Genomic DNA, 21,677 nt, shown 5'->3' with positions numbered 1-21,677 from the left:
ATGCCCATCGAGCGCGTCGCCATTCTCGGCACCGGATTGATCGGCGGTTCGGTGGGAATGGCATTGCGCCAGAGTGGCTTTCGCGGCACCATCTTCGGATGGGACCGCGATCCCGCCCAGGCAGCAGTCGCGTTGAGCCGCGCTGCCATCGATGTGATCGCGGAGGAGCCGCTGACGGTGGCGAGTGAATCCGATCTTGTTCTCCTGAGCGGCCCGGTCTTCAGCATTCTTATTTATATCGAGCAGCTTGCTTCGATCCTGAAGCCGCATCAACTGGTGACCGATGTCGGCAGCGTCAAAGGCGTTCTTTGCCAACACGCCGCTGGCCGCTATAACCATTCCGACAAGCCCGGATTTCTTCCGGGGCATCCGATGGCGGGCAAGGAAGTAGGCGGGGTGGCCAACGCCGATGACGAACTCTTTCGCGGAGCGGTATGGCTGTTTACCAAGTGTGCGGATCACTCCAGCATGTCAGCTGAGGCGCAGGCAAAAGCAGCGGAATGGCGGTCATGGGTGCAGAAATTCGGATGCCGCGTACTGGATGTGGATCCTGATCGGCACGATGAATTGTGCGCCTGGGTCAGCCATCTTCCGCAGTTCGTTTCGACCGCGCTCAGCGCGCTGCTCGAAGAGAAATTTCCGCACGACGAAGACCTGCGCGCGATCGGCGGGCGAGCTTTGCGCGAAATGACGCGGCTTGGGGCCAGTCCCTATTCCATGTGGCGCGATATCGCTCATACGAATTCGGAAGCGGTGGCTGCAACCCTGCTTGCACTCGAACAGCGCCTGACCCATCTGCGCGAGCATTTGAAGACCCCTGAACTTCGGGAGGAATTTGAATTGGCGAATCGGTTTCGCCTGGGCGCTCCGTCCAAGCCGTAAGGTCTTCAAGCTTCCGGTTTACATCTTAGCTTTTTCAAAAACTTACCGGGATGATTGAAGGAGAGCGAGTAATCGCCTTGCGAATATCGGCTTCTGGCGCATGATCGTCAAAGCGGATGCGGCCACCGGAGTCGCTCACTCCCAGCTTCTGCCACAAACCCTGAAGATCCACTGGCTTTGGCGTGTCGCGCATTGAGCCATAGAGCTGAGAAAGCACATGCGTTCCAGTCGCGCGGTCGCCTGTTTCGAATGCTTTCTCAACCGGCCAGTCGTGATCGATGGTACCGCCCGCGTCGACTATGCCTCGCAAGGCATCCTGCAGACCTTTTCGGTTATGAGTCTGTTCGCGGATCATGACGTCGGCGAGCAGACAGAACTGCGCGCCGCCCCAGTAGGTTCGACCCCAGGTATGTGTCTGGTCGAGACCGCGATCAGAGCTGCCGGGATCGCCCTTGGGCATGTCGCTCATCATGTCGGCCCATATCTTTTCGGGGAGCAGGAAGCCGCGCTGGACGCGCGCAATGGGCTCAACGTAGACAGCGAGACCCTCCTCGATCCAGTGGTGCTCGTCATCGACAGAAGGAAAGGCGGAGTGGATAAACTCGTGCGTCATCTCCCAGTCTTCGTCAAGATCCGACTGAGTAGTCTTATCCCCAAGCACCATCCGGTGAAATGCAGGAAATCCGCCAACACCGCCCCAGCTCGTTCCACGCAGAATGCCGCGACCTGGAGCGAACTCGATCAGCACTCGATCGCGCGCCACAGGAAAGCGTCCGTAGTAGGTAGCAACAGAGCTGGCCGAATTGCCGACCCATTTCAGGATCGTTTCGGTTGGCAGATCGAATGACCCCGGACCGAAATCGATCTGAATGGCTGCGTTGCCAATCCTGATCGTTCGCGAAGAAGCGACAGGATGCTGCCAGGGAGGTCCGTTATGGAACTGGGCCCACACGAAGATGCCGAAGGCGATGAAAACGAAGGAAGCGCAGGCGGTGACAATCGCCAAACGCCAGCGCTTCATAAGGTTGAATTACTGCTTCTTCTCAAAGTTGAGGGATGCGGAATTGATGCAGTAGCGCAATCCGGTTGGTTTTGGACCGTCGGGAAAGACGTGCCCCAGGTGCGAACCGCAGCGCGCGCAGTCTACTTCCACGCGGCGCATGCCGTAGCTGTTGTCCTCGTGCGTCTCAACGGCTTCCGGAGTGACAGGCAGCCAGAAGCTGGGCCAGCCGCTGCCAGACTCGAACTTTTTGTCGGAGGTAAACAGCTCGGCTCCGCAGGCTACGCAGCGGTAGATTCCGTCGTCGTGGTTGTAGTAGAGCTTGCCGGTAAACGCCGGCTCCGTACCCTTTTCCCGGGCGATGTGAAACTGTTCGGGCGTCAGAAGCTGACGCCATTCCTCTTCGGTCTTGTGGACCTTTTCGACCTTTGTCTCAGCCATAGTGTGCTCCGCTCGATTAGATGAGAAAAAGCCAGCCGCGTTACAGTTTGCCAATTTCCGGCAGGCCGCGCCACTTCAACTTGGCGATGACTTCGATCTCGACGAGCGCGTCTTTCGGCAACCTTGCTACTTCGACGGTAGAACGGGCCGGAGCGACTACACCATCGGGCGCAAAATACTTCGCGTAAATGGCGTTCATGGCCGCAAAATCGCCCATATCTTTAAGAAATACGGTGGTTTTTACGACGTTTTCAAGGCCGATTTCAGCCGCTTCGAGCACGGCTTTCAGGTTTTCGAGCACTCGCGTGGTCTGCGCCTCGATGCCTCCCTCAACCAGCGCTCCCGTCGCCGGATCGAGCGCGACCTGGCCAGAAGAGTAGAGGAAATCGCCCACACGCACCGCCTGCGAATACGGCCCAATGGCCGCCGGCGCGTTCTTTGTCGAAACAGCTTTCTTATCGCTCATCTGTCCCTCAACGCTACGAAATTATCTGCGGCCCGGTCCTACCCCCTCCCCGCCAAATTCTTGAAAATAAACTATTTTTGCGGAGATGACGCCAGCTAATTGAAACTATTCGACTTACGAGCACCTAATTGATTCCAAAGGGCTTATGGGTAAACAAAAGCCCACCAACTGCGGCGGGCTTCTGAAGAAGTCTCTATTCCTATTATAGCCATCGGGTCAAGAAAGTACGCCAAATCGGGGAGGTCTTTTTGCGCTTTGGAATGAATCACTTCCAGCGTTACGGGAAAATTCCGCTCTTGACAGATCCTTGTGGAAGCAACGAGTGATGCAGGCGACCCAAATTGCATTCCTATGCTTCGGCATGGCATGCATTGCATCAGTGAGCCGGGGGAACGTATTCCTTGGGCAGCTCCGATCCTTCGCCGAAGAAGTAGCGTTCCATCTGCTCGACCAGAAATTCCTGCGCTTGCGGGGTCCAAGGCTGAAGGCGGTATTCATTCAGCAGCATCTTCTGGTGCTCCAGCCACTCCATCCATGCCTTCTTGGAGACGTTGTGATAAACCTTGTGCCCGAAGTCGCTGTCGAAGGGCGCTTCTTCGAGTCCCTCCAGCTCTTGCTTGTAGCGCGAACAAAACACCATGTGTGCCATCAAGAAAATTACCTTTCCTTGCTATTGTAAGCAGCTTTGTTCTTGGCCGACAAAATCTATCCGTTTAAGATATCCATAGAAATGCTTTTACTCAGCCTGAGCATCGCGCAACAGCAAAACCAGTCATCGCTGGCGGCGTTGTCGCGCGCACTCGTCGGAGCCCAAAAGCAGAACAACTCCTAGCTTTCGGCCAGCAATATACGAGCCGACCCACCCGCCACATTCCGGCGGGTTTTTTCATGCGCTCGTCGGGCAAAAAAACAAGTCAGGAGCCTCAAGTGCGTACCTTTATTCCTTTTACCTCGGACGATGAAATTGCAGCGATTGGTCGCAGCCTGCTTGATCGGACGCTACCGAAATCCGCCTGGACACATGCCGCGCACTTTGCGGCGGCAATCTGGCTGCTCACCAGCCGCCCGGACGTCGATGTGTCGCGCGAAATGCCCGGCTTCATTCGCGCATACAATGAGGCCACCGGAGTCGCCAATACCGACACCAGCGGGTATCACGAGACGATCACGCAGGCTTCACTTCGCGCTGCACGCGCTTTTCTGGCCGGCAACGGAACACATTCCTTGTGCGACAGATGTAATGCATTGATGGCTTCGCCAATTGGCGATCCGGAATGGCTTCTGGCGTATTGGTCGCGTCCACGGCTATTCTCAGTTGAGGCTCGGCGTGCTTGGGTTGACCCCGACCTAGAGCAGTTTCCGTTTTGAGACGAGATTGCTGCAAGTCCACGGGCTCAAAATCGAGATGGGGTACTCCGCCTTATTTACGCCTCTTCTTCTTTTTGGCGGAAAACCTCTTTGGCCTAGGGCTTTGCTGCTGCATGCTGCGCTTTACTTTCTTTTGTTTATGTTGCTTCCTATCCGTTTTCGCGGATTTGGTGGACGGAACAGTCTTTCCCTTGAGAATCGGCGCGGCCTCTCTGATGCCGTCTTCAAGAATCGAGAATTGCAGGCGGCGTTCGACGGCGTCTACGCGGTCGAGAACGACGCGGACGCGCTGGCCGAAGGTAAACTTGCGGCCCCAGCGCTCGCCGATGATCTGGCGGGTGTTTTCGCGATAGGTGTAGTAGTCGCCGTCCAGTTGGCCGAGGCTCTGGATCGGTATCAGGCCCTCGATGAAGAGATCGTCCAGCTCGACAAAAAGACCGTATTTGGTGGCGCTCAGTATCATGGCGCTGAAGTCTTCGCCGGCGCGGTCGCGCATGAACTTGGCTTTTTTCCACTCGACCAGTTCGCGCTCGGCTTCGGCGGCGCGGCGCTCGTTCTCGCTTGATTCCTGCGAAATGGCGGCGAGTTCGGGTTCCGGGATGGGCGATTCCTGCTCGCGGAGATGCTGTCTTGCCTGGTGCTCCTGCCAAGGCGCGGAGCGCAGCGCATGCGGCTCACCAGCCAAAAGCCGGCCTTCGCCGCTGACACCGGCCTCCAGCAAGGATTTCGCGATGCGGTGCACGATCAGGTCGGGATAGCGGCGGATGGGCGAGGTGAAATGCGTATAGCAGGGAGCGGCAAGGGCGAAGTGGCCTTCGTTCTTTTCGCTGTAGCGAGCTTGCTTCAAAGACCTCAGCATCAGGTAAGAAAGGATGCGCTCCTCGGGTTTGCCTGCGATCTTCGCCGTCAACCGCTGGTACATGCGTGGCGTTACGGGGATCTCTTCGGGGACTTCGTGGTGGCGCGCTGTGCGGCCTCCTCGGCGCTGCTCGCGCCGGTCGGATTTCATTTCAAACTTGCGTACAGGCAAATTGCCGATGCCAAGCGAGTAGCCGAAGGTCGCTGCGGTCTCTTCGAACTCGACGATGCGGCGTGGCTCGGGCTTTTCGTGGATGCGGTAGATCGAGTCGATACTGAGATTTTCAATCCACGAAGCGACGCACTCGTTGGCGGCGAGCATGAACTCTTCGATGAGCCGGTGCGCCCAGTTGCGCTCGGAGCGAGTGACGCTCTTCATCGCGCCGAATTCGTCGAATTCGATGATTGGCTCGGGAAGGTCGAAGTCAATGGAGCCGCGGCGTTCGCGCTTTTTGTTGAGGATCAGCGCCAGACGATGCATGCGCTCGAACTCCGGAACCAATTCCGTGAACTCGCTGCGAACAGCTTCATCGCCATCGAGAATCGCATGGACTTGCGTGTAGGTCATGCGGCGCGCCGAGCGGATAACGCCCTCGGTAATCTCGTAGCTGAGGACGTCGCCGTGCGCGTCAATCTGCATGAGGCAGGAGAGCACGAGGCGGTCTTCATGAGGACGCAGGCTGCAAATATTTGTCGAGAGCTCCTGCGGCAGCATGGGGATGGCGCGGTCTGGAAAATAAACGGAGTTGCCGCGAAGGCGCGCTTCGAGATCCAGAGCGGTGTTCGGCTGAACATAGTGCGCGACGTCGGCAATGTGAACCTGGAGTTCGAAGCTCTGGTCTGCGTGTTCGCGCACCAGTACGGCATCGTCAAAGTCACGGGCCGTTTCGCCGTCGATGGTCACGATGGGAAGATCGCGAAAATCCCGGCGACTGGCAACCACTTCAGGATCGAGGAAGGCTGTCTCTCGCGCTTCTTTGAGCACATTGTCGGGAAAAACATGCGGCAGATGATGTTTGCGGATCACGATCTCGACATCGACACCGAAAGCGTCTTCGTCGCCCAGCACCTCGATGACTCGACCGCGTGCCGTTCGCGTTGGCGTGGGCCACTCGGTAATCTCGACATCGACGACGAGACCTTCGAGATCGTCGAAATGATGCCGTTTCGCTTCTTCTCCCAGGACGCGGTGCGGACTTGCGGTTGCCGAATCCGCCAACGGCAGTTCCTGCCCGACTGGGATGAGAATCGGCTGCGTCATGCGCTCGTCGAAGGGAACGACGGTATGTCCCTGCGCCCGTTCGCTGCGCGCGTAGTGAAAGGCGCCAACGACGGTAGGATTCTGGCGCGTGAGCACGCGAGCGATGCGTCCCAGCCGGCGGCCATCGGCGCGTGGCGGGGCCAGTTCAACCAGGACCTGATCGCCCTGCATTGCACCATTCAGTTCATTTGGAGGGATAAAAATGTCGTCTTCGCCGCTTCTTGCCCTGTCAGTAGGGCGAACAAATCCGAAGCCGTCGCGATGCAGGTCAAGGCGTCCGGCCACCAGATTGTCGCGGGCAGCGGCGGCGCGCGGAATGCCCCATTGATCGCGATCCAGCTTGATGAGATCTCCGCGGGCGGTGAGGCGCGCCAGATGTTCGAGCAGCAGGCGGCGCTCGCGGCCGCCTCCGAGGCCGAATTCCCTTACAAGTTGCTTGTATCCAGCCCGTTGACCGGCGGAACGCTCGATATGGCGGATGAGCTCAAGGTCGGTCATAAGGCGTTTTCACGGGAAATGGCGTTCATCTTTGAACCATATCAAGCTACAGATTTAGAGAAAAGATTCGCGAATCACGTGCAATTTTCCAGCAACCGTGTTTAAGATGCAGACAGCAGCCCTGACTGCGCGGATTCGAAAGGTGCAAGAACGCCTCGAATGGATATATGGTTCGACGTTCGACACTTCGGCAGGGAGTGCCAAAGAGCGGGCGAGGGATTCCCGCAGTTCCTTGTGGAAGTGACATTGTAGGAGAAGAAAGGAAACACCAAACAGATGTGGAAACCAAATCAGACCGGAAACTCTTCGCCAACCCCGAGCGAGCCAGTTCGGCCGGCCGCCCCCGCAACCCCAAGCTTTGAACCACCCAGCACCACACGCAGCGCTGCTCCGGCCGCTCAACCCGCTTCCGCCGACCAGGCCACCATCGGCAAAAGCTTGATCATTAAGGGTGAAGTTACCGGCTCCGAATCTCTTTACATCGATGGCAAAGTAGAAGGCTCGATCAATCTGCCGGGTAATCGCGTCACTGTGGGCCGTAATGGACAGGTCACTGCAAATATTTCGGCGCGCGAGATTGTCGTTCTCGGCAAAGTTCGCGGGAATGTGAACGCCAGCGATCGCGTCGATATTCGCAGCGAAGGTTCGCTTTCGGGCGATGTAGTTGCGCAACGCATCTCAATTGAGGATGGCGCCTTCTTCAAGGGCGGCATCGACATTCGCAAGCCCGGCAACGAGAAGTCCTCGGATGCCAAGCCGAATTCGGTTGCAGCAGCCCAGCAGGAAAAAGAAAAAGCGACAGTCACTGTCTAGCTTTTTTGCAATTTGTCCAAAGCCCCGGACGCACCCCCGGGGCTTTGCGCTTATTTCCGAGCTTCAGGATGGAAAATTTTCGGCTGAAAGTCTTTCGCGCCGTCGCGGAGCAGGCCAGCTTCCGCAAAGCATCCGAATCACTGCATCTGAGCCAGCCGGCTGTAAGCCAGCACATTCACGCCCTGGAAGAAGAACTAGGCGTACGGCTGTTTGACCGCAGCGGAGCACGCACCGCGCTTACGCGGGCTGGCAAGCTGTTGCTCAAATACGCGGAGCGCTCGGCGCGTGTTCTGGAAGAAGCTCGATTCGCGCTGGCAAAGTTGGATGGCGAAATCAGTGGCGAATTGCGCATCGGCGCTTCAACTACAGTCGCACAGTATATTTTGCCGCGAATTCTTGGCGCTTTTCTCAAGGACAATCCCAGAGTCACGCTATCGGTCGAGAGCGGCAATACGGAAGAAGTTGTCGCCTTGCTTCTGCGCGAATCGATTTTGCTGGGCATGATTGAAGGACCTCCTTTGAGCAAGGAGGTGCACGTGGAGAAGTTCCTCGATGACCGGATGGTCTTGATTGCGCCGTCAGGCCATGAATGGGCGGGACTCAACAGTGTGCCTCTGCGAAGCTTGACCGAGGTTCCTTTGCTTCTGCGCGAACGCGGCTCAGGTTCGCGCCGCGTCGTGGAGCAAGCGCTCAAGAAGGCGGGTTTGCCACTGAGCCAGTTACAAATTCGGATGGAGCTGGATTCGACCGAGGCTATCGTTTCCGGGGTTGAAGCGGGCCTTGGCCTTGGATTCGTCTCCGAATGGGCCATCGGCAAGGCGTTGCGCCTGGGTACGGTTATCTCTATCCGCACAGAAAATCTTGAAATTCGCCGCGATTTCACTCTCGTTCGCAAACTTGGTCCTGCGCTCGAAGGCGTTGGCGCTGCATTCCAACGCTTTGCCCTTGCACAAAACCATGTGCCGGAGGCGTTAAGCGGAAGCCGCACGCGGCGATAAGTAAAACGAATCACGCATCACAATTCACGTTTGGACGCGATGTACGCCTGGGTGTCAATCTCAGGATGCATGACGAAGAACCTATTTTTCGTGGGGATCATCCTTGCAGCCAGCGGACTGCTCTCTCCGCCGTTGGCTCTGGGCGCGGGGCTGGCCTATGGCCTGCTGTTGACGCATCCCTATCCTCTTGACAGCAAGCGGCTGGCAAAATTTCTGCTGCAGGCTTCGGTTGTTTGTCTTGGCTTTGGCATGAATCTCGGTGAAGTGATTCAGGTTGGTCGCTCAGGATTTTTCTACACTGCCGTTGGAATCTCTTTTGCGCTGGCTCTGGGCTGGTTGCTTGGGCGCCTGTTGAATGTCGAGAAAACACAATCTTTCCTTATTGCCGCAGGAACAGCTATCTGTGGAGGCAGTGCGATTGCGGCTCTCGGCCCCGTCACCGAAGCGAATGAGGAAGAGATGGCGGTTTCTCTCGGGACCGTCTTTGTGCTCAACTCAGTAGCACTGCTCATCTTTCCCGCTATCGGCGCGGCGATGCATTTGTCCCAAACACAGTTCGGCTTGTGGTCAGCACTTGCAATTCATGACACCAGTTCGGTTGTTGGCGCGGCCGCCAAGTATGGAGCGGTTGCGCTGGCGATCGCCACTACCGTAAAACTTGCACGCGCGTTGTGGATCGTACCCGTAGCCCTGCTGACGGCAGCGGTGCGAAAGAACAAAACGCGTATCCAACTGCCTTGGTTCATCCTTTATTTCTGTATCGCTGCCGTGATCAGCAGCTACATCCCGCAACTTCACGCCGCATACTCAGACGCTTATCGCCTGGGTAAACTTGGACTTGCCGTCACGCTGTTTCTCATCGGAAGCGGCATCTCGCGTCAGACACTTAAGGAAGTTGGCGTCCGACCCATGGTGCAAGGGGTGCTGCTTTGGGTTGTCGTCGCGGGGCTGTCCCTTGTTGCAATTGCGAAGGGGTTCATCCATCTGTAAGCATGACAGGTAATCATGAGCGACAAGATTCTTGAGTTTTATCGAGGCGGCCGCGATGACGAAGGCCGCACTCTGGATGAAATTCTTGACTGGCCCGACTCGGAATTGGAGGCGGTCCACGATTTCATCCAGTGGCTTTTTCCTCTGCCTGAAAGAAGCGGCGCCAACCCCTGCGCGCCAGTCCTTGATGTAATAACCATCGAGGACTTTCACCGGTCCGAGGATTTACAGCAGCGGCTCAGACAATCGTTTCTGCGCATGCTCCACTTCTACGGGCTGGCCTTTGAGGGAGGAGCCGTAAGACAAGGGCCTGATTTCGCTGCACGATCTTCCAATTGGCTCAGCCCAGGAAACCATAACCATCTGCGCTTGACGCGCATGCTTCGCTCCCTTCGCTTGCTTGGATTAACCGCTGAATCATCTGCCCTCTTCCATGCCTTGGCGGAGATTTACCAGAACAACCGCACTCGCATTACGCCACGCACCTTTCAATTCTGGGAAAATGCTGCCGAGGTAATTTGACGTCTTACAACAGTCCAGCTTTGATTTGATTCGTTAGAGTCGTTTGAATTGAATTCTTCTTGACGCCAGCGCATAACTGCAGGCATTACAATGGGATTAGCCGTTTACCTCTCCGTGCAATTGGCCCTTTTTTGACAGCTGATGCTCCGGGCCTGTAGCTCAATGGTTAGAGCAGGGGACTCATAATCTTATAGAGGACTCTTTAGGCTGATTCGTACCCATTCTCATAGGCCTTGATTCCCTGCAACTTAGACTCGCTTCATCCTGTCAGATACAAGCCGATCTATCGCGGTAGCCGGTACAGTATCCGCTACATAAGATGTCTGAGTATCAGCTGTTTTCAGCCTGCTAGTATGATACCTAGCTGTCTTAGTATCGGATGTTTCGCTGCCTGTTACCAGCCTGCTCGGAGGCAGGGATGTGCACTCTGTCCTCTTACTGCTTAACGCGTTAATCTTTTGGATGAGACTGACGGATTTATGCTGGCAGTATCGGAGATAGATTGCGTAAGAAAGACATATGGGTTTTCTTTGGTCGGCGATTGACGAAAGTAATGACCGTGAGCGAAATCACGCTTTCGTTATCGCTGGTTGGTTATCTCAACAGACTATTTGGACAGATGTTGAGCGTCATTGGCAATGGAGACTAGATAGGGACTCCATCGACTACTTCAAGAGCAGCGAGTGTCTGTCCTTAAGCAAGCAATTCCGTAGGTTTAGGGACGAAAAGGCTTATCCAGACGGAAGTGGTCGCAAGAAAGCAGATGAGGTTTTTGACGATTTGGCATGCATACTTCGTTCATCCGATCTCATTGGATTTGTTCTTGTAATCGATCTTAAAGATCACAGAGATTCGCGGAAGAGCTCTAGGACTCGCTCTGTGTTACCTCGCGATCCATACCTTTTCGCATATCAGCTATTGCTGGTTAGGATCGCTTGCGAGGTAGCAAAAATGAAGAAACCGGAGACTGTAGCGTTTCTCTGTGACCACCACGATAAGTTTAAGCAGCTACACGCAGGTTATGAAGCACTCAAGAAAGGAAACCCAAATTGCGCTAAATTTATGGGTTCACTGACCGAAATGTGCGACCAAAAGTCGCCTGCCATTCAGTCCGCAGACTTACTAGCGAGCGTCTGCCAGAGAAGCTATGTACGCTTAATGCGGGGCGACATAGTTACAGCGGAATTTGTCGCAGAGGTGAAAGCGCAGGTTGGCCGATCTGTGGGAGTCGGGTTGATAGATAGACACATCATTGGATTAGCGACTAAAGCAAATCTACTTAAAAGGGGGAGACCTAGTACTTGGTCAACTTCCCAGCTAAAAATGTTCGATCAGGCATGGACATAGGCTCTCGTCCGTGACTTCATAAACTATCACGTCCTCATATGGGATCGCGTTAGTATCTATTTTCTGGCTGTTTCTCAGGTAAGTCCTTTTCCTGCATTTAGCGATAATTTGGGGACACCTATCTATCTCCCCGCGCACAAAGCGGGTTGCCGTGTGCAGTCCGATACGGTGACGTTTAGGTTCTGTGTTTGTGGCCGGTTCATATTCTGCAGCGTTAGCCAAGTCTGAATCATTTGTTGCCGCTTAAAAGCATTCTGTTGCGCTGCTAGGTCGGCTTGAGATGGGACAGCAGAACGGGACGCATTCTGTAAACGGTTGTTCTCGACAACAAGCCGCGTATTTTCTTCCCGCAACGCGCCAATTAGTTCATCAAGTTCTACGGCTCGAACAGCGACATAGCCCTTAGCGAGCGCATCCCTTGTATCGCCAACGGGAACATATTCAAGGCTGTTGCTTGGGTTGTGCATTAGAACAACCGCGCCACCGCCCGGGGCGGGGTTTACCAACATGATTGAGTAGTTTGCGTAGCTCGGCGGCTGCGGGGTTTGGGCAGCGGGGGATTGCACTTGAGGCCCGGAAGGAGTCACATTGACCGACGGCGAGACGCCCGTGCGGTTTGAATCCGACGTTTGGGACAAAGCGATCGGGGAAAGCAGGAGAGCCACAGCAACCACCCCAGTGAAGCGCATAGAATCCTCCCGCGATTGAGGATACCTTGTTATTCAATTATTTCAATTATTCAATTGCTGCTTAGCCTTGGCCGGTTTGCGTTGAAGTTGCGTTGCTGTGAACGTGCGGGTCGTGGAGGCCGAAAAAGGAGCTGAGTGTTAAGAAATGTTCAGGTTTCCGGCTCTCTTCTTCTTCGCTTGTTCACTCGGTTGCTCCACCGATTCCCTTGCGCCTGATACTCAGACGTCTTACTAGATTTTAGTACTATCTCACGGATAGAGCGTCGTCAATGCTCCGCACCCGCAAAGAGACAAGCAACAGTCCATACGTGTTCGCAAACCGAGACGGCAACGCCTATCTGGTGACTTCGATCAATCACCTTCGCCGGAAGGCTTGTGCCCCGATAGTAGACGGCAAGCGGAGAGCGATCTTCCGAAGGACTTTGTACTTCACTCGCTACGCCATACAATGCTTACAAGGCTTGGAGAGTCGGGCGTGGATGCTTTCACCATCATGCGTATCGCGGGATACAGTAGCATCGTGGTCAGTCAGCGCTACATCCACCCAACACCAGAGGCAGTCGAAAGAGCTTTCGAGCGCCTTCAGCTTGGAAGCTCAGAGGCCGCTTTGGAGCCAAGACGCCTATCCGCTACAGTTGGTTGAAGGGTGGGATTCTGTAAGTCATTGAAGGGCCGGTAGCTCAATGGTTAGAGCAGGGGACTCATAATCCCTAAATTACGCTCAATTATGGTTAACTACGGTCCATTACACTAGACTTCGGCAACGCGGCGCCGGAGTGAAATAAGGGCCCATAGCTCAATCGGTTAGAGCAGAGTGCTCATAACGCTTTGGTTCCAGGTTCGAGTCCTGGTGGGCCCACCAAAAAAAATCAGAGCTTCCCGAAGGTGCGCTGACGGTACAACACGGATTCGGGCGTGTCCCCATCCGTTCTCTAACTGAACATTCTCTCGGCCTTGTGCGGACTGGATTATGTCCGATTAGCAATACGAGAGACCCTGATCAACTCCCGACATGGGATTTTATTCTTTGGCCTTGAGCAGATGATCATTTTCGCGGATAAAGGCTTCGATCTCCCCCGCCATGCCAAGGATCGTGGCCCACTGCTCCTTATCTCTGCCCGCAACCTCTCGATTTCTGCCTGCAGCTCTTGTTCTGATATTTCGCTTCCGCATAACTTCGTATTTTCAATTGCTTCGTGGTGGCTCAATTCTACGAAGCGAGATTCTTGCCACCAAGTGGCAAGAATGCTCGCTGTACAGGTGCGGATCTACTCCACTTTACCCGCCGAGTTCGGGAGTACGACGTTAGAGAGCACAGCAGTGTCCGATGTCGCGGGCAAGTGCGAACAGAAACCGATGCCCACATAAAAAGGTTCGTCGAAGTGGAGCGTGACTGGCCGGCCAAGCTGGTGCACGGGTTCGCCCTCAAGACTGACAAAGATCGCGATGGAATCCCCATGCTTTTCGATTCCGATACGCCTAGCTTTGATCCGGCGAGGGTGCCCCCGAAGCGAAATTGGGCGTCCTTCATCATCGCGCCCCTGTCCGGACGCCACGCCATGTGGATCATGCCCACCCCATGCTCGCCGATCATGGCTTCCTTGGAATCGTCATCGGACTCTGGCGAATAGCCAGGACTGCCTTGCGGTCGCCATAACCCTTCGGATCCGGACCCGTGACGTCGGACGTCCCCCGACATCTTCTTCCAGAGATAGCGGAACTCGTCACGCGAGTATCAGATGTTATAGCCGGCGGAGTTAACGGTGTACTGTTTCGTGTTGGCGTCGTAATTTGCACTGCCTGGAACTACGGCGGCGCCAATGTCAGACTGGCCCTGAAACACTCCGATCGGCGCATCAAGTTCCTGCTCGGCCTATGAAAATCTGCCGGTGGCGGTACCTGAACGTGCCTAGGAGATCCTGGCTGCACCCAGTCCGGCACGGTGGGTGCAGATGCCGTCGGGGCCGAGGGCGCTTGCGCATGCAGCGGCTGCGCAGCCATGCAAAGCGCCAGGATGAACGGCGGATCAAAGCAGGATCGTTGCAGTGCGATACGGTCAATGAAGACTTGCATAGCGAAGAACTTTAGCACGGCACACACTGCCCGCGTGTCGAACGCCGTTCGTGAGTTCAAGATCATTGATCGAACGGACGAAGTCCTTGCACGCGAGCGGATAAATTGGAAACTCATTCTCAGTTGATGCAAACAAGGTCAATGCACGTCTCCAGCGCCCGGCCGCCAATGAAAGCGACGGATACTCCGTGGAAACCGGATAGTCCCAGTACTGTTTCTTGTAGGCCTCGATCTTTGCATGCAAGGCATGGCTGCGACTTCCCGAAAGTTCTGTATTACCGGTTTTTCGGACAAGTAGGCCACGACTGATGAACTTCAGTTAACCCTCCTCCTCCCGATACAATCTCCAGCATGTTCTGGCCCAAGATCGTTCGTACTCTTGTCGCTACCGCCCTCCTGTCGTGTGCCGCCGCAATTCCCGCTCAGCAGCTCGTCAACGGCTACGAACCCAAGTGGTGGAAGGAAGCCGTCGTTTACCAGGTTTATCCGCGCTCGTTCAAGGACTCGAATGGCGACGGCATCGGCGACCTGGCCGGGATCACCTCGAAGCTTGATTACCTGCAGAAGCTGGGCGTCAATGTCATCTGGCTGAGCCCGCACTTCGACTCTCCCAACGTCGATGGAGGCTACGACATCCGCGACTATCGCAAGGTCATGGCCGAGTTCGGGACCATGTCGGACTTTGACACGCTTCTCGCGGGCATCAAGCAGCGCCACATGCGCCTCATCATTGACCTGGTCGTCAATCACACATCGGACGAAAACAAGTGGTTCGTCGAATCTCGCAGCAGCAAAACGAATCCGTACCGCGACTTCTACATCTGGCGGCCGGGCCACACCGCGCCTGATGGCACTCGCACGCCGCCCAACAACTACCCATCCTATTTCTCGGGTCCAGCCTGGACCCTGGACCCCAAGACCAACGAATATTACCTCCACTACTTTACGGTCCATCAGCCCGATCTCAACTGGGAAAACCCGAAGGTCCGCGAAGATGTCTACTCGATCATGCGCTTCTGGCTGGACAGAGGCGTCGACGGTTTCCGTATGGACGTCATCCCGCTGGTCTCAAAACCCACCGGCATGCCTGACCTGACTGCCGAGCAGCTTAAAGACCCGCCGAACGCCTACGCCAACGGTCCTCATCTCGCCGAGTACCTCCGCGAGATGAATCGCGAAGTCCTGTCAAAGTACGACACCATGACCGTCGGTGAAGCGACCGGCACAACCCTTGCTCAAACCGACTCGCTAGTGGGCGATGGTCGCCACGAACTCGACATGGTCTTCAACTTCGACGCGGCCCTGCTCCGCCACCCTGACTTCGGACCTCCCGGCCTCGCCCCCTGGTCCCTGCCCGCACTCAAAGCGATCTACGACTCCCACGCCGTAGTACTCACCAAACATGATTGGGATACTGTCTTCCTTTCCAATCATGACAGTCCTCGCGTCGTCTCCACATTCGGCGATGACTCGCCTGCCATGCGCGTTTCCTCCGCGAAGCTTTTGGAAACCATGATTCTGACCCTGCGCGGCACGCCCTTTCTCTACGAGGGAGACGAGCTTGGCATGACGAATTATCCCTTCAAGCAGCTCGCCGATTACAGCGACATCGCGGTCAAGAATGCTTACAAGGCCGAGGTGGAAACCGGCAAAATCTCTGCCGCGTCCTTTCTTGCTGATCAAGCAAAGCTCACCCGGGACAACGCCCGCACCCCAATGCAGTGGGATAGTTCTCCCGAAGCCGGCTTCACCACCGGTACTCATCCCTGGCTCGCAGTCAATCCCAACTACAGGCAGATCAACGCTGCCCAGGAAGAGTCTGACCCGGCCTCTGTGCTCAATTATGTGCGGACGCTCATCAAGCTACGCGCTCATACCCTCGCCTTCGTCTACGGTGACTATCAAGATCTCGACCCGCAGAACGAAAAGATTTACGCCTACACCCGCACCCTCGGCGAGAAAAAGTACCTCGTGATAGAAAACTTCAGCTCCGGCCCCGTCACTTACACGCTACCCAACGGGCTAAAGGCTGCAACGCTCCTTCTGTCCGACATCCCCGCGTCCCACGAGGAGAACGCGTCCACCCTTAATCTCGCCCCTTGGGAATCCCGCATCTACAAGCAATAACCGGCTGTTCTGCGCAACGCCGAGCATCAAGAGGCGCATCGCAGACGCGCACCTCGTCACTTCGACGATAGTCGCCATCTCGGACATCCATGATAAGTAAAGTCAAAGGAAAAGCGAGGGTTTTCGTGCCGCGCTCGGAGGGCGCGGGGTGAGGTATGTTTTTGCAGTTCCTTTCATAGCGCTTTTGTTTTTGGTTCCTGCGGAGGAACGCAGAACCACACATCCATTTGCTGTCTTGGGCCGTCGCCGTCACAGATGTTTGAGTTGAGATTCTCTGCCAGTCTCGAAACAAGTGAGTTGGAGCCTTGGGAGCGGATGCTCCGTCGCTCAGCCGAAAAGTTGTGAGACCTGGCAGAGTGCGCTTGAAAAGCCCTGAATATGGGAGCAGCAGTTATGCTGCGACGCTGCTGTGAACCTGGTGAGTCACGAAGGCACGTTCTCCGCGATCGATGGCCAAAAGGTACGCCGCCAGCTTGCGGGCGACGGCGATGGTAGCCTGGTTGTAGTTGCTCTGCGCGGCTTCGCGCTCGTATAGAACGGCCAGCTCCGGGTTGAGTCTCGGAGCCAGATGCGCGGCCTCCAACAGCACCGTCTGCAAGTGCCGATTGCGCTGCTTGGAGATGGGCATGCGTCTGGAACTGTCGGCCGAGGTCTTCTCTCCGCTGCACAGACCGCAGTAACTGATGGCCTTCTTGACGGAGTGGAACCGCTCAACCTCGCCGACTTCGAGCACCCAGGTCAGCGCCGTGACGTGGCCGATGGCAGGATCGTCATCAATCGCTCGACCCGTGCTGCTAGCAGTGGGTCGGCTTCGAGCGAACGCAGCAGAGCTTGCCCGTCTTCTGGGTGCGCTCGATCATCTCGTGGGTGGAGTCGCTGTTCTCCTTTCCGGTAGGGCTCTTGCTCTTGCATCCCCTACAACATGCCGGTTTATCCCGGCGCTCTCCGGATTGCCGCTAATCCGTCCCCATAAACAACGTTTAATGCCTTCGTTGACCTGCCTAGGTGCGCGTCCATTTCCGAACAAGGATCGCCCACAAGCGAACACTCATGATCTAAATCGATCTGTTGATTGTCTACATATAAATGGACTTATGTTGATTGTCTACATGGCAATTCAGATGCAATGAGCTCATTTGAGTAACAGTAGGAAGTTGTGCTCTCCAGTGGGACAGAAGGGCTGGTTTACCCCTTGGAAGCATTCACTCGAAGGAGGTCTTATCCATGGTACGGCCCAGCAAACTGTTTTTTATTACATGTGTCCTTTCCATAACGGTGTGGGGGCAAGAGACTGTGTCCAGGCAGCTAGATCAATCATTTCTCCTTGAACGACAGGGAAAGTTCGACAAGGCTATTCAAATTCTGCAATCACTTGTCGATTCTGGAATATCTACTGGGCCCGATCTCGGAAAAGCATGGACTCTATTAGGATTGGCATACAAAGAGCAGGGGCAGTTTCAACAAGCTCAGCACGCGTATGAACAAGGACTGCACATCTTCGAAGGAGATGAACAGCACACTGCAGACTATGCCAGCACGCTCGAATACTTCGCGGCTCTTTATCGAGCTATGAGACAAGAACAAAATGCGATAAAGATGGGATTAAAGGCGGCCGCGATCGATGCTCAACGCTGTGATTACGCTGGTTTGACCAGGATATACACAGACATCGCGGGGGCCGCGATCCAGCAGCACAATAAAAAGACTGCCAAGGTTTATCTTCAGAAGGCCATCACGGAATCCAAACTTGCCGTCGGATTGACCGATGATGATTCGGCTGCCCTTGACTCGACTGAGGCATTGTTTGCAAGTACGAATGGAAAGACTCAGGAAGCAGTCACGAAATACGGACAAGCTCTAGGCCTCTGGAAGAGTCTGCATGGTGAGCAACACCTGTTCACTGGCTGGGGCTATGTGCTGCTGGGGCAGGCACTAGCTACGAATGGACAGTCTCAAGATGGGCTTGTGAATTTGCAACGAGGGCTCAACATTCTTGAGCAGACCGTGGGAGATCAGAATCCCAAATACCTGGTGGGAGAAATCCTATACGCCAAAGTGCTTGATCAATCGGGGAGGCACTCTGAAGCATTACAGCTCCGGGGTCAGGCTGAGCAGTCCTTGGAAGGACTTCTGAACCGTCAATGCACAAATTGCACAGTGAGTGTGGCAACCCTTCTCCAGAAGTGAGCAGCCATGTCGTTTTTTTGGGGGGTGTTACATGTTGACATTCTGACTAAGGAGGTTGCAGAGTATCTGTAGAAAACCAACAGGGAGAAGTAAATGGGGGAAGATAAGTCGGATGTGCTTCAGGGAACTCTCGATCTGATGGTATTGAAGACCCTGGAGTCCATGAGATCTTTGCACGGGTACGGGATTGCCCGCCGCATTGAGCAGGTAAGCAACGAAACCATCCGGCTGAACCAGGGGAGTATCTATCCCGCGCTTCTGCGTTTGGAGCAGCGGGGCTGGATCAAGTCGGAGTGGGGAACATCCGATAACAATCGCCGGGCCAAGTACTACTCGTTAAGCCGAATTGGACGGAAGCAGATTGAAAAGGAGACCGAGAACTGGGAGCGAATCGCGACAACGATGGCACGATTTCTCACCACCTCCCGCTAGGGGTCGTACATGGACCAGCTTCGGATATTGCTGAGCCGCTGCATAGCGTTCTGTCACAGGAAAGAACTTGATAGAGATCTCGATGACGAACTGCGCTCGCATATCGAGTTTGCGATCGAAGAAAACTGTAGACGCGGCATGTCTGAAGAAGAGGCGCGAACTGCTGCGTTGTGCGAGTTTGGCGGAGTAACCCAGATCAGGGAAGAGTACCGGGTGCAACGAAGCTTTCCATTTGTGGAAACGCTTTTGCGCGATATTCGCTATGCGCTTCGGCAGCTGCGCGATTCTCCTGGCTTCGCCGTAACCGCCATCCTCACGCTCGCCGTTGGCATCGGTGCCAACGTGGTCACCTTCAGCGTGCTCAACGGCATCGTCCTGCGCCCTCTCGATGTGCCTCATCCCGAAAATCTGCTGCAGATCGGCGATTACGAGTCCTATCCCGATTACTTCGACTATCAGGACCGCAATCAGTCTTTCAGCGGAATGCTTGCCTACAAGGTCCTGAGCGTCGGCATCGGCATTGACAAATCGGTCTCAACAAGCTGGGGTGATGCCGCGTCCGGCAACTACTTCGACGTACTCGGCCTTCAGCCCGCTCTTGGCCGCTTCTTTCACGCCTCGGATGAGCACGGCCTCGAGTCGGCTCCCTACATCGTGCTCGGCTACGACTTCTGGAAGCGGCGTTTTGGCGCAAGCCCGCATATCCTCGGCAAAGTCGTCACGCTCAACCAGCATCCCTTCACCGTCCTCGGTGTCGCACCGCATAACTTTCACGGTACCGACTTCTTCTTCTGGCCTGACTACTGGATTCCAGCCGTCAACGCTCAGCAGGTCACCGGCTGGGACGACTTCGACGAGCGCAGGCACCGCGCGTTCACGCTCCTCGGCCGACTAAATCCTGGCATCACGCAGCAGCAGGCAACGCATGACATGGGAGCCATTGCGCGGCAGTTGGCAAAGCAGTATTCAGACGACGAGGGGCTCACCCTCACCGTGCACAAACCCGGTCCTGCCGGCAGGCGCAACGACCCCACAAAGCAAGTACTGCTCGTCATGACGCTTCTCGCCGTGCTCGTCCTGGTCGCTACATGCGCGAATCTCGCCGGCATCTTCGCGGCGCGCGCAGCAAACCGCAGCAACGAGCTCGCTATCTGTCTCGCCATCGGTTCCAGCCGCTGGGCTGTCGCGCGCCAGTTGCTGACGGAAGCCGTGCTTGTCTCTCTTATCGGCGGAATCAACGGAACCTGCTTCGCCAGCCTGCTGCTTGGCACCCTCAGTCACTGGCGCCCCGGCGACCTCCCCACCCACTTCCTCATCGCACCGGACGCGCGCGTCTATCTGGTCGCCATCACACTCTCCATCACCAGCGGCATCGCCTTTGCCCTCCTGCCAGCGCGACAGGTTTGGAGCACCGATGTTGTCCAGGCAATCAAAGGCGGTTACGTCTTCGCTGGATCCTTGCATCGCTTCGCCATGCGCGATGCCCTGCTTCTCATCCAGGTCGCCGTCTGCACTCTGCTGGTCAGTAGTGTGCTGGTCGCAGTACGTGGCATGGTCCAGAGTCTGCGCGCGCCGCTCGGCATCGCCCCCACCGACGTCACACTCGCCCAAGTCGATTTAAAGGTTGCCGGCGTCCCGGACCCGCAATCCCGAATCGTCCAGAAACGCCTGCTGGACACGGCGGCGGCCATTCCTGGGGTAACCGACGCCGCTACTTCTGACTACGTTCCATTCCTTAGCGCCTGGGTTTGGTCAGTCTACTCCTGGGACACCACGCAGTTCTCTCCCTCGCACGTCGCCTTTGACGCACTCACCTATTCCGTCTCTCCGGGTTATTTCCAAGTTGCCGGAACACATCTCCTCTCGGGGCGCGACTTCACCCCGGACGATAAGCCCGGCGCTCCGACTGTCGCCATCGTGAATATGACCTTCGCCCGCCGCCTCTTCGGCACCACCCGCGCCCTGGGAAAGCGCTTCAAGCTCTTCGACCCTGTCAAATTGAAAATCATCGGCGTCGTCGAAGACGGAAAATACATTGACCCCGGTGAGGATCCACAGCCCACGATCTTTCTCGCCTACGCGCAGGGCATCGGGCCGTACATGGTCTCCAGCCCGATCACTGTACTCGTCCGCTCACCGTTGCCGCAGGACCAGATCGCCGACGCTCTGCACCACTCTCTCTCGCAGGTCGTCAGCACCGCGCCGTTCTCCATCGTTCCGTGGAGTGGAGCCATCGATCGTTCCATGATCCCCGCTCGCACCGCCGCCCTCGCTCTCGGCGTCATGGGCCTCATGGCAGCCATGCTCGCTGTCACGGGCATTTTAGGAATGGCTTCCTATTTGGTCTCGAAGCGGATGAAGGAGCAAGGAATCCGAATCGCACTCGGCGCACGGCCTTTTCAGGTATTGCACTCGACACTCAAAAGACCGTGCCTATTGTTGCTCGCTGGACTATGTCTTGGGTTAGGAGCGAGCATGCTCACCGACCAGCTATTAACTCACATCGTTTCCTATGCTTCGGTTCGCGATCCAATGATTCTCGCGGCGGCAATGACCATGATGACCTTACTTGGCCTTTTCGCCATGGCGGCACCAGCCCGGCGCGCTCTGGCGATCGACCCTGCGCAGTTACTGCGCGAATAGGCTCTTCATGCCTAAGCATTTCAATATCGATTCAAGTGACCGCCCGTTTGGATTGAATTCTCAACTATGGATAACAGGCCAA

19 protein-coding genes and 1 tRNA gene are annotated in these 21,677 nt (G+C 55.9%); 13 read left to right on the top strand and 7 right to left on the bottom strand.

The window, feature by feature from the left end; all coding sequences use genetic code 11:
• Positions 1-882 (top strand): prephenate dehydrogenase, encoded by an 882-nt coding sequence (locus tag H7849_RS23715; protein ID WP_186742940.1) that lies wholly within the window; start codon positions 1-3, stop codon positions 880-882.
• Between the two features lie 34 nt (positions 883-916).
• Here the strand turns inward: H7849_RS23715 and H7849_RS23710 are convergent, their stop codons facing one another.
• From H7849_RS23710 to H7849_RS23695, 4 genes are all read right to left on the bottom strand, one after another.
• Positions 917-1,903, bottom strand: a complete 987-nt coding sequence (locus H7849_RS23710) for a hypothetical protein (RefSeq protein ID WP_251106445.1) — start codon at positions 1,901-1,903, stop codon at positions 917-919.
• Positions 1,904-1,912: 9 nt separating this feature from the next.
• Positions 1,913-2,323, bottom strand: coding sequence for a peptide-methionine (R)-S-oxide reductase MsrB (gene msrB, locus H7849_RS23705; protein ID WP_186742939.1), 411 nt, complete (start codon positions 2,321-2,323; stop codon positions 1,913-1,915).
• A 40-nt stretch (positions 2,324-2,363) separates the two neighbouring features.
• Positions 2,364-2,789 (bottom strand): RidA family protein, encoded by a 426-nt coding sequence (locus tag H7849_RS23700; protein ID WP_186742938.1) that lies wholly within the window; start codon positions 2,787-2,789, stop codon positions 2,364-2,366.
• A 376-nt stretch (positions 2,790-3,165) separates the two neighbouring features.
• On the bottom strand, positions 3,166-3,438 hold the full coding sequence (locus H7849_RS23695) for an oxidative damage protection protein (protein ID WP_186742937.1): 273 nt from the start codon (positions 3,436-3,438) through the stop codon (positions 3,166-3,168).
• 278 nt (positions 3,439-3,716) lie between these two features.
• Here H7849_RS23695 and H7849_RS23690 point away from each other — a divergent pair, with 278 nt between their 5' ends.
• Positions 3,717-4,157, top strand: a complete 441-nt coding sequence (locus tag H7849_RS23690; RefSeq protein WP_222439732.1) for a hypothetical protein — start codon at positions 3,717-3,719, stop codon at positions 4,155-4,157.
• A gap of 52 nt (positions 4,158-4,209) precedes the next feature.
• On the opposite strand, the gene H7849_RS23685 is transcribed toward H7849_RS23690, so the two are convergent.
• Positions 4,210-6,774: a ribonuclease R family protein gene (locus tag H7849_RS23685; RefSeq protein WP_186742936.1), complete on the bottom strand. Its 2,565-nt coding sequence runs from the start codon at positions 6,772-6,774 to the stop codon at positions 4,210-4,212.
• 276 nt (positions 6,775-7,050) lie between these two features.
• On the opposite strand from H7849_RS23685, the gene H7849_RS23680 reads away from it, so the two are divergent.
• From H7849_RS23680 to H7849_RS23665, 4 genes are all read left to right on the top strand, one after another.
• Positions 7,051-7,587: a bactofilin family protein gene (locus H7849_RS23680; RefSeq protein WP_186742935.1), complete on the top strand. Its 537-nt coding sequence runs from the start codon at positions 7,051-7,053 to the stop codon at positions 7,585-7,587.
• Between the two features lie 68 nt (positions 7,588-7,655).
• Positions 7,656-8,585, top strand: coding sequence for a LysR family transcriptional regulator (locus H7849_RS23675; RefSeq protein WP_186742934.1), 930 nt, complete (start codon positions 7,656-7,658; stop codon positions 8,583-8,585).
• Positions 8,586-8,654: 69 nt separating this feature from the next.
• Positions 8,655-9,575: a YeiH family protein gene (locus tag H7849_RS23670; RefSeq protein ID WP_251106444.1), complete on the top strand. Its 921-nt coding sequence runs from the start codon at positions 8,655-8,657 to the stop codon at positions 9,573-9,575.
• A gap of 15 nt (positions 9,576-9,590) precedes the next feature.
• Positions 9,591-10,097 carry an opioid growth factor receptor-related protein gene (locus tag H7849_RS23665; protein ID WP_186742932.1) on the top strand — a complete coding sequence of 169 codons (507 nt, stop codon included), beginning with the start codon at positions 9,591-9,593 and terminating at the stop codon, positions 10,095-10,097.
• A 1,469-nt stretch (positions 10,098-11,566) separates the two neighbouring features.
• Here the strand turns inward: H7849_RS23665 and H7849_RS23660 are convergent.
• Positions 11,567-12,133: a hypothetical protein gene (locus tag H7849_RS23660; RefSeq protein WP_186742931.1), complete on the bottom strand. Its 567-nt coding sequence runs from the start codon at positions 12,131-12,133 to the stop codon at positions 11,567-11,569.
• A 373-nt stretch (positions 12,134-12,506) separates the two neighbouring features.
• Here H7849_RS23660 and H7849_RS27670 point away from each other — a divergent pair, with 373 nt between their 5' ends.
• The 4 genes from H7849_RS27670 to H7849_RS23640 all read left to right on the top strand — a co-directional run bounded on the left by H7849_RS27670 (position 12,507) and on the right by H7849_RS23640 (position 16,333).
• A complete protein-coding gene (locus H7849_RS27670; RefSeq protein ID WP_186742930.1) occupies positions 12,507-12,776 on the top strand; it encodes a tyrosine-type recombinase/integrase in 270 nt (89 codons plus the stop codon).
• A 142-nt stretch (positions 12,777-12,918) separates the two neighbouring features.
• Positions 12,919-12,995, top strand: a tRNA-Ile gene (locus H7849_RS23650).
• Between the two features lie 478 nt (positions 12,996-13,473).
• The gene (locus H7849_RS23645; protein WP_186742929.1) at positions 13,474-13,764 is read left to right on the top strand and encodes a hypothetical protein; all 291 of its coding nucleotides are present in this window, start codon (positions 13,474-13,476) and stop codon (positions 13,762-13,764) included.
• A 793-nt stretch (positions 13,765-14,557) separates the two neighbouring features.
• Complete coding sequence (locus tag H7849_RS23640; protein WP_186742928.1) at positions 14,558-16,333, top strand: glycoside hydrolase family 13 protein; 1,776 nt, start codon at positions 14,558-14,560, stop codon at positions 16,331-16,333.
• Between the two features lie 391 nt (positions 16,334-16,724).
• Here H7849_RS23640 and H7849_RS23635 read toward each other — a convergent pair whose 3' ends face one another.
• Positions 16,725-17,093, bottom strand: coding sequence for a transposase (locus H7849_RS23635; RefSeq protein ID WP_285288974.1), 369 nt, complete (start codon positions 17,091-17,093; stop codon positions 16,725-16,727).
• A 533-nt stretch (positions 17,094-17,626) separates the two neighbouring features.
• Here H7849_RS23635 and H7849_RS23630 point away from each other — a divergent pair.
• The 3 genes from H7849_RS23630 (at position 17,627) to H7849_RS23620 (ending at position 21,595) form a co-directional block, all read left to right on the top strand.
• A complete protein-coding gene (locus tag H7849_RS23630) occupies positions 17,627-18,520 on the top strand; it encodes a tetratricopeptide repeat protein (RefSeq protein WP_186742926.1) in 894 nt (297 codons plus the stop codon).
• 93 nt (positions 18,521-18,613) lie between these two features.
• On the top strand, positions 18,614-18,952 hold the full coding sequence (locus tag H7849_RS23625; protein WP_186742925.1) for a PadR family transcriptional regulator: 339 nt from the start codon (positions 18,614-18,616) through the stop codon (positions 18,950-18,952).
• A gap of 9 nt (positions 18,953-18,961) precedes the next feature.
• Positions 18,962-21,595 carry an ABC transporter permease gene (locus tag H7849_RS23620; protein WP_186742924.1) on the top strand — a complete coding sequence of 878 codons (2,634 nt, stop codon included), beginning with the start codon at positions 18,962-18,964 and terminating at the stop codon, positions 21,593-21,595.
• The last annotated feature ends 82 nt before the right edge of the window (positions 21,596-21,677 follow it).

The sequence above is a fragment of the Alloacidobacterium dinghuense genome (assembly GCF_014274465.1).
GTDB classification, from domain to species: Bacteria; Acidobacteriota; Terriglobia; order Terriglobales; family Acidobacteriaceae; genus Alloacidobacterium; species Alloacidobacterium dinghuense.
The sequence above is the reverse complement of the archived record's forward strand: the minus strand, read 5'-3'. Positions and strand labels throughout refer to the sequence as shown.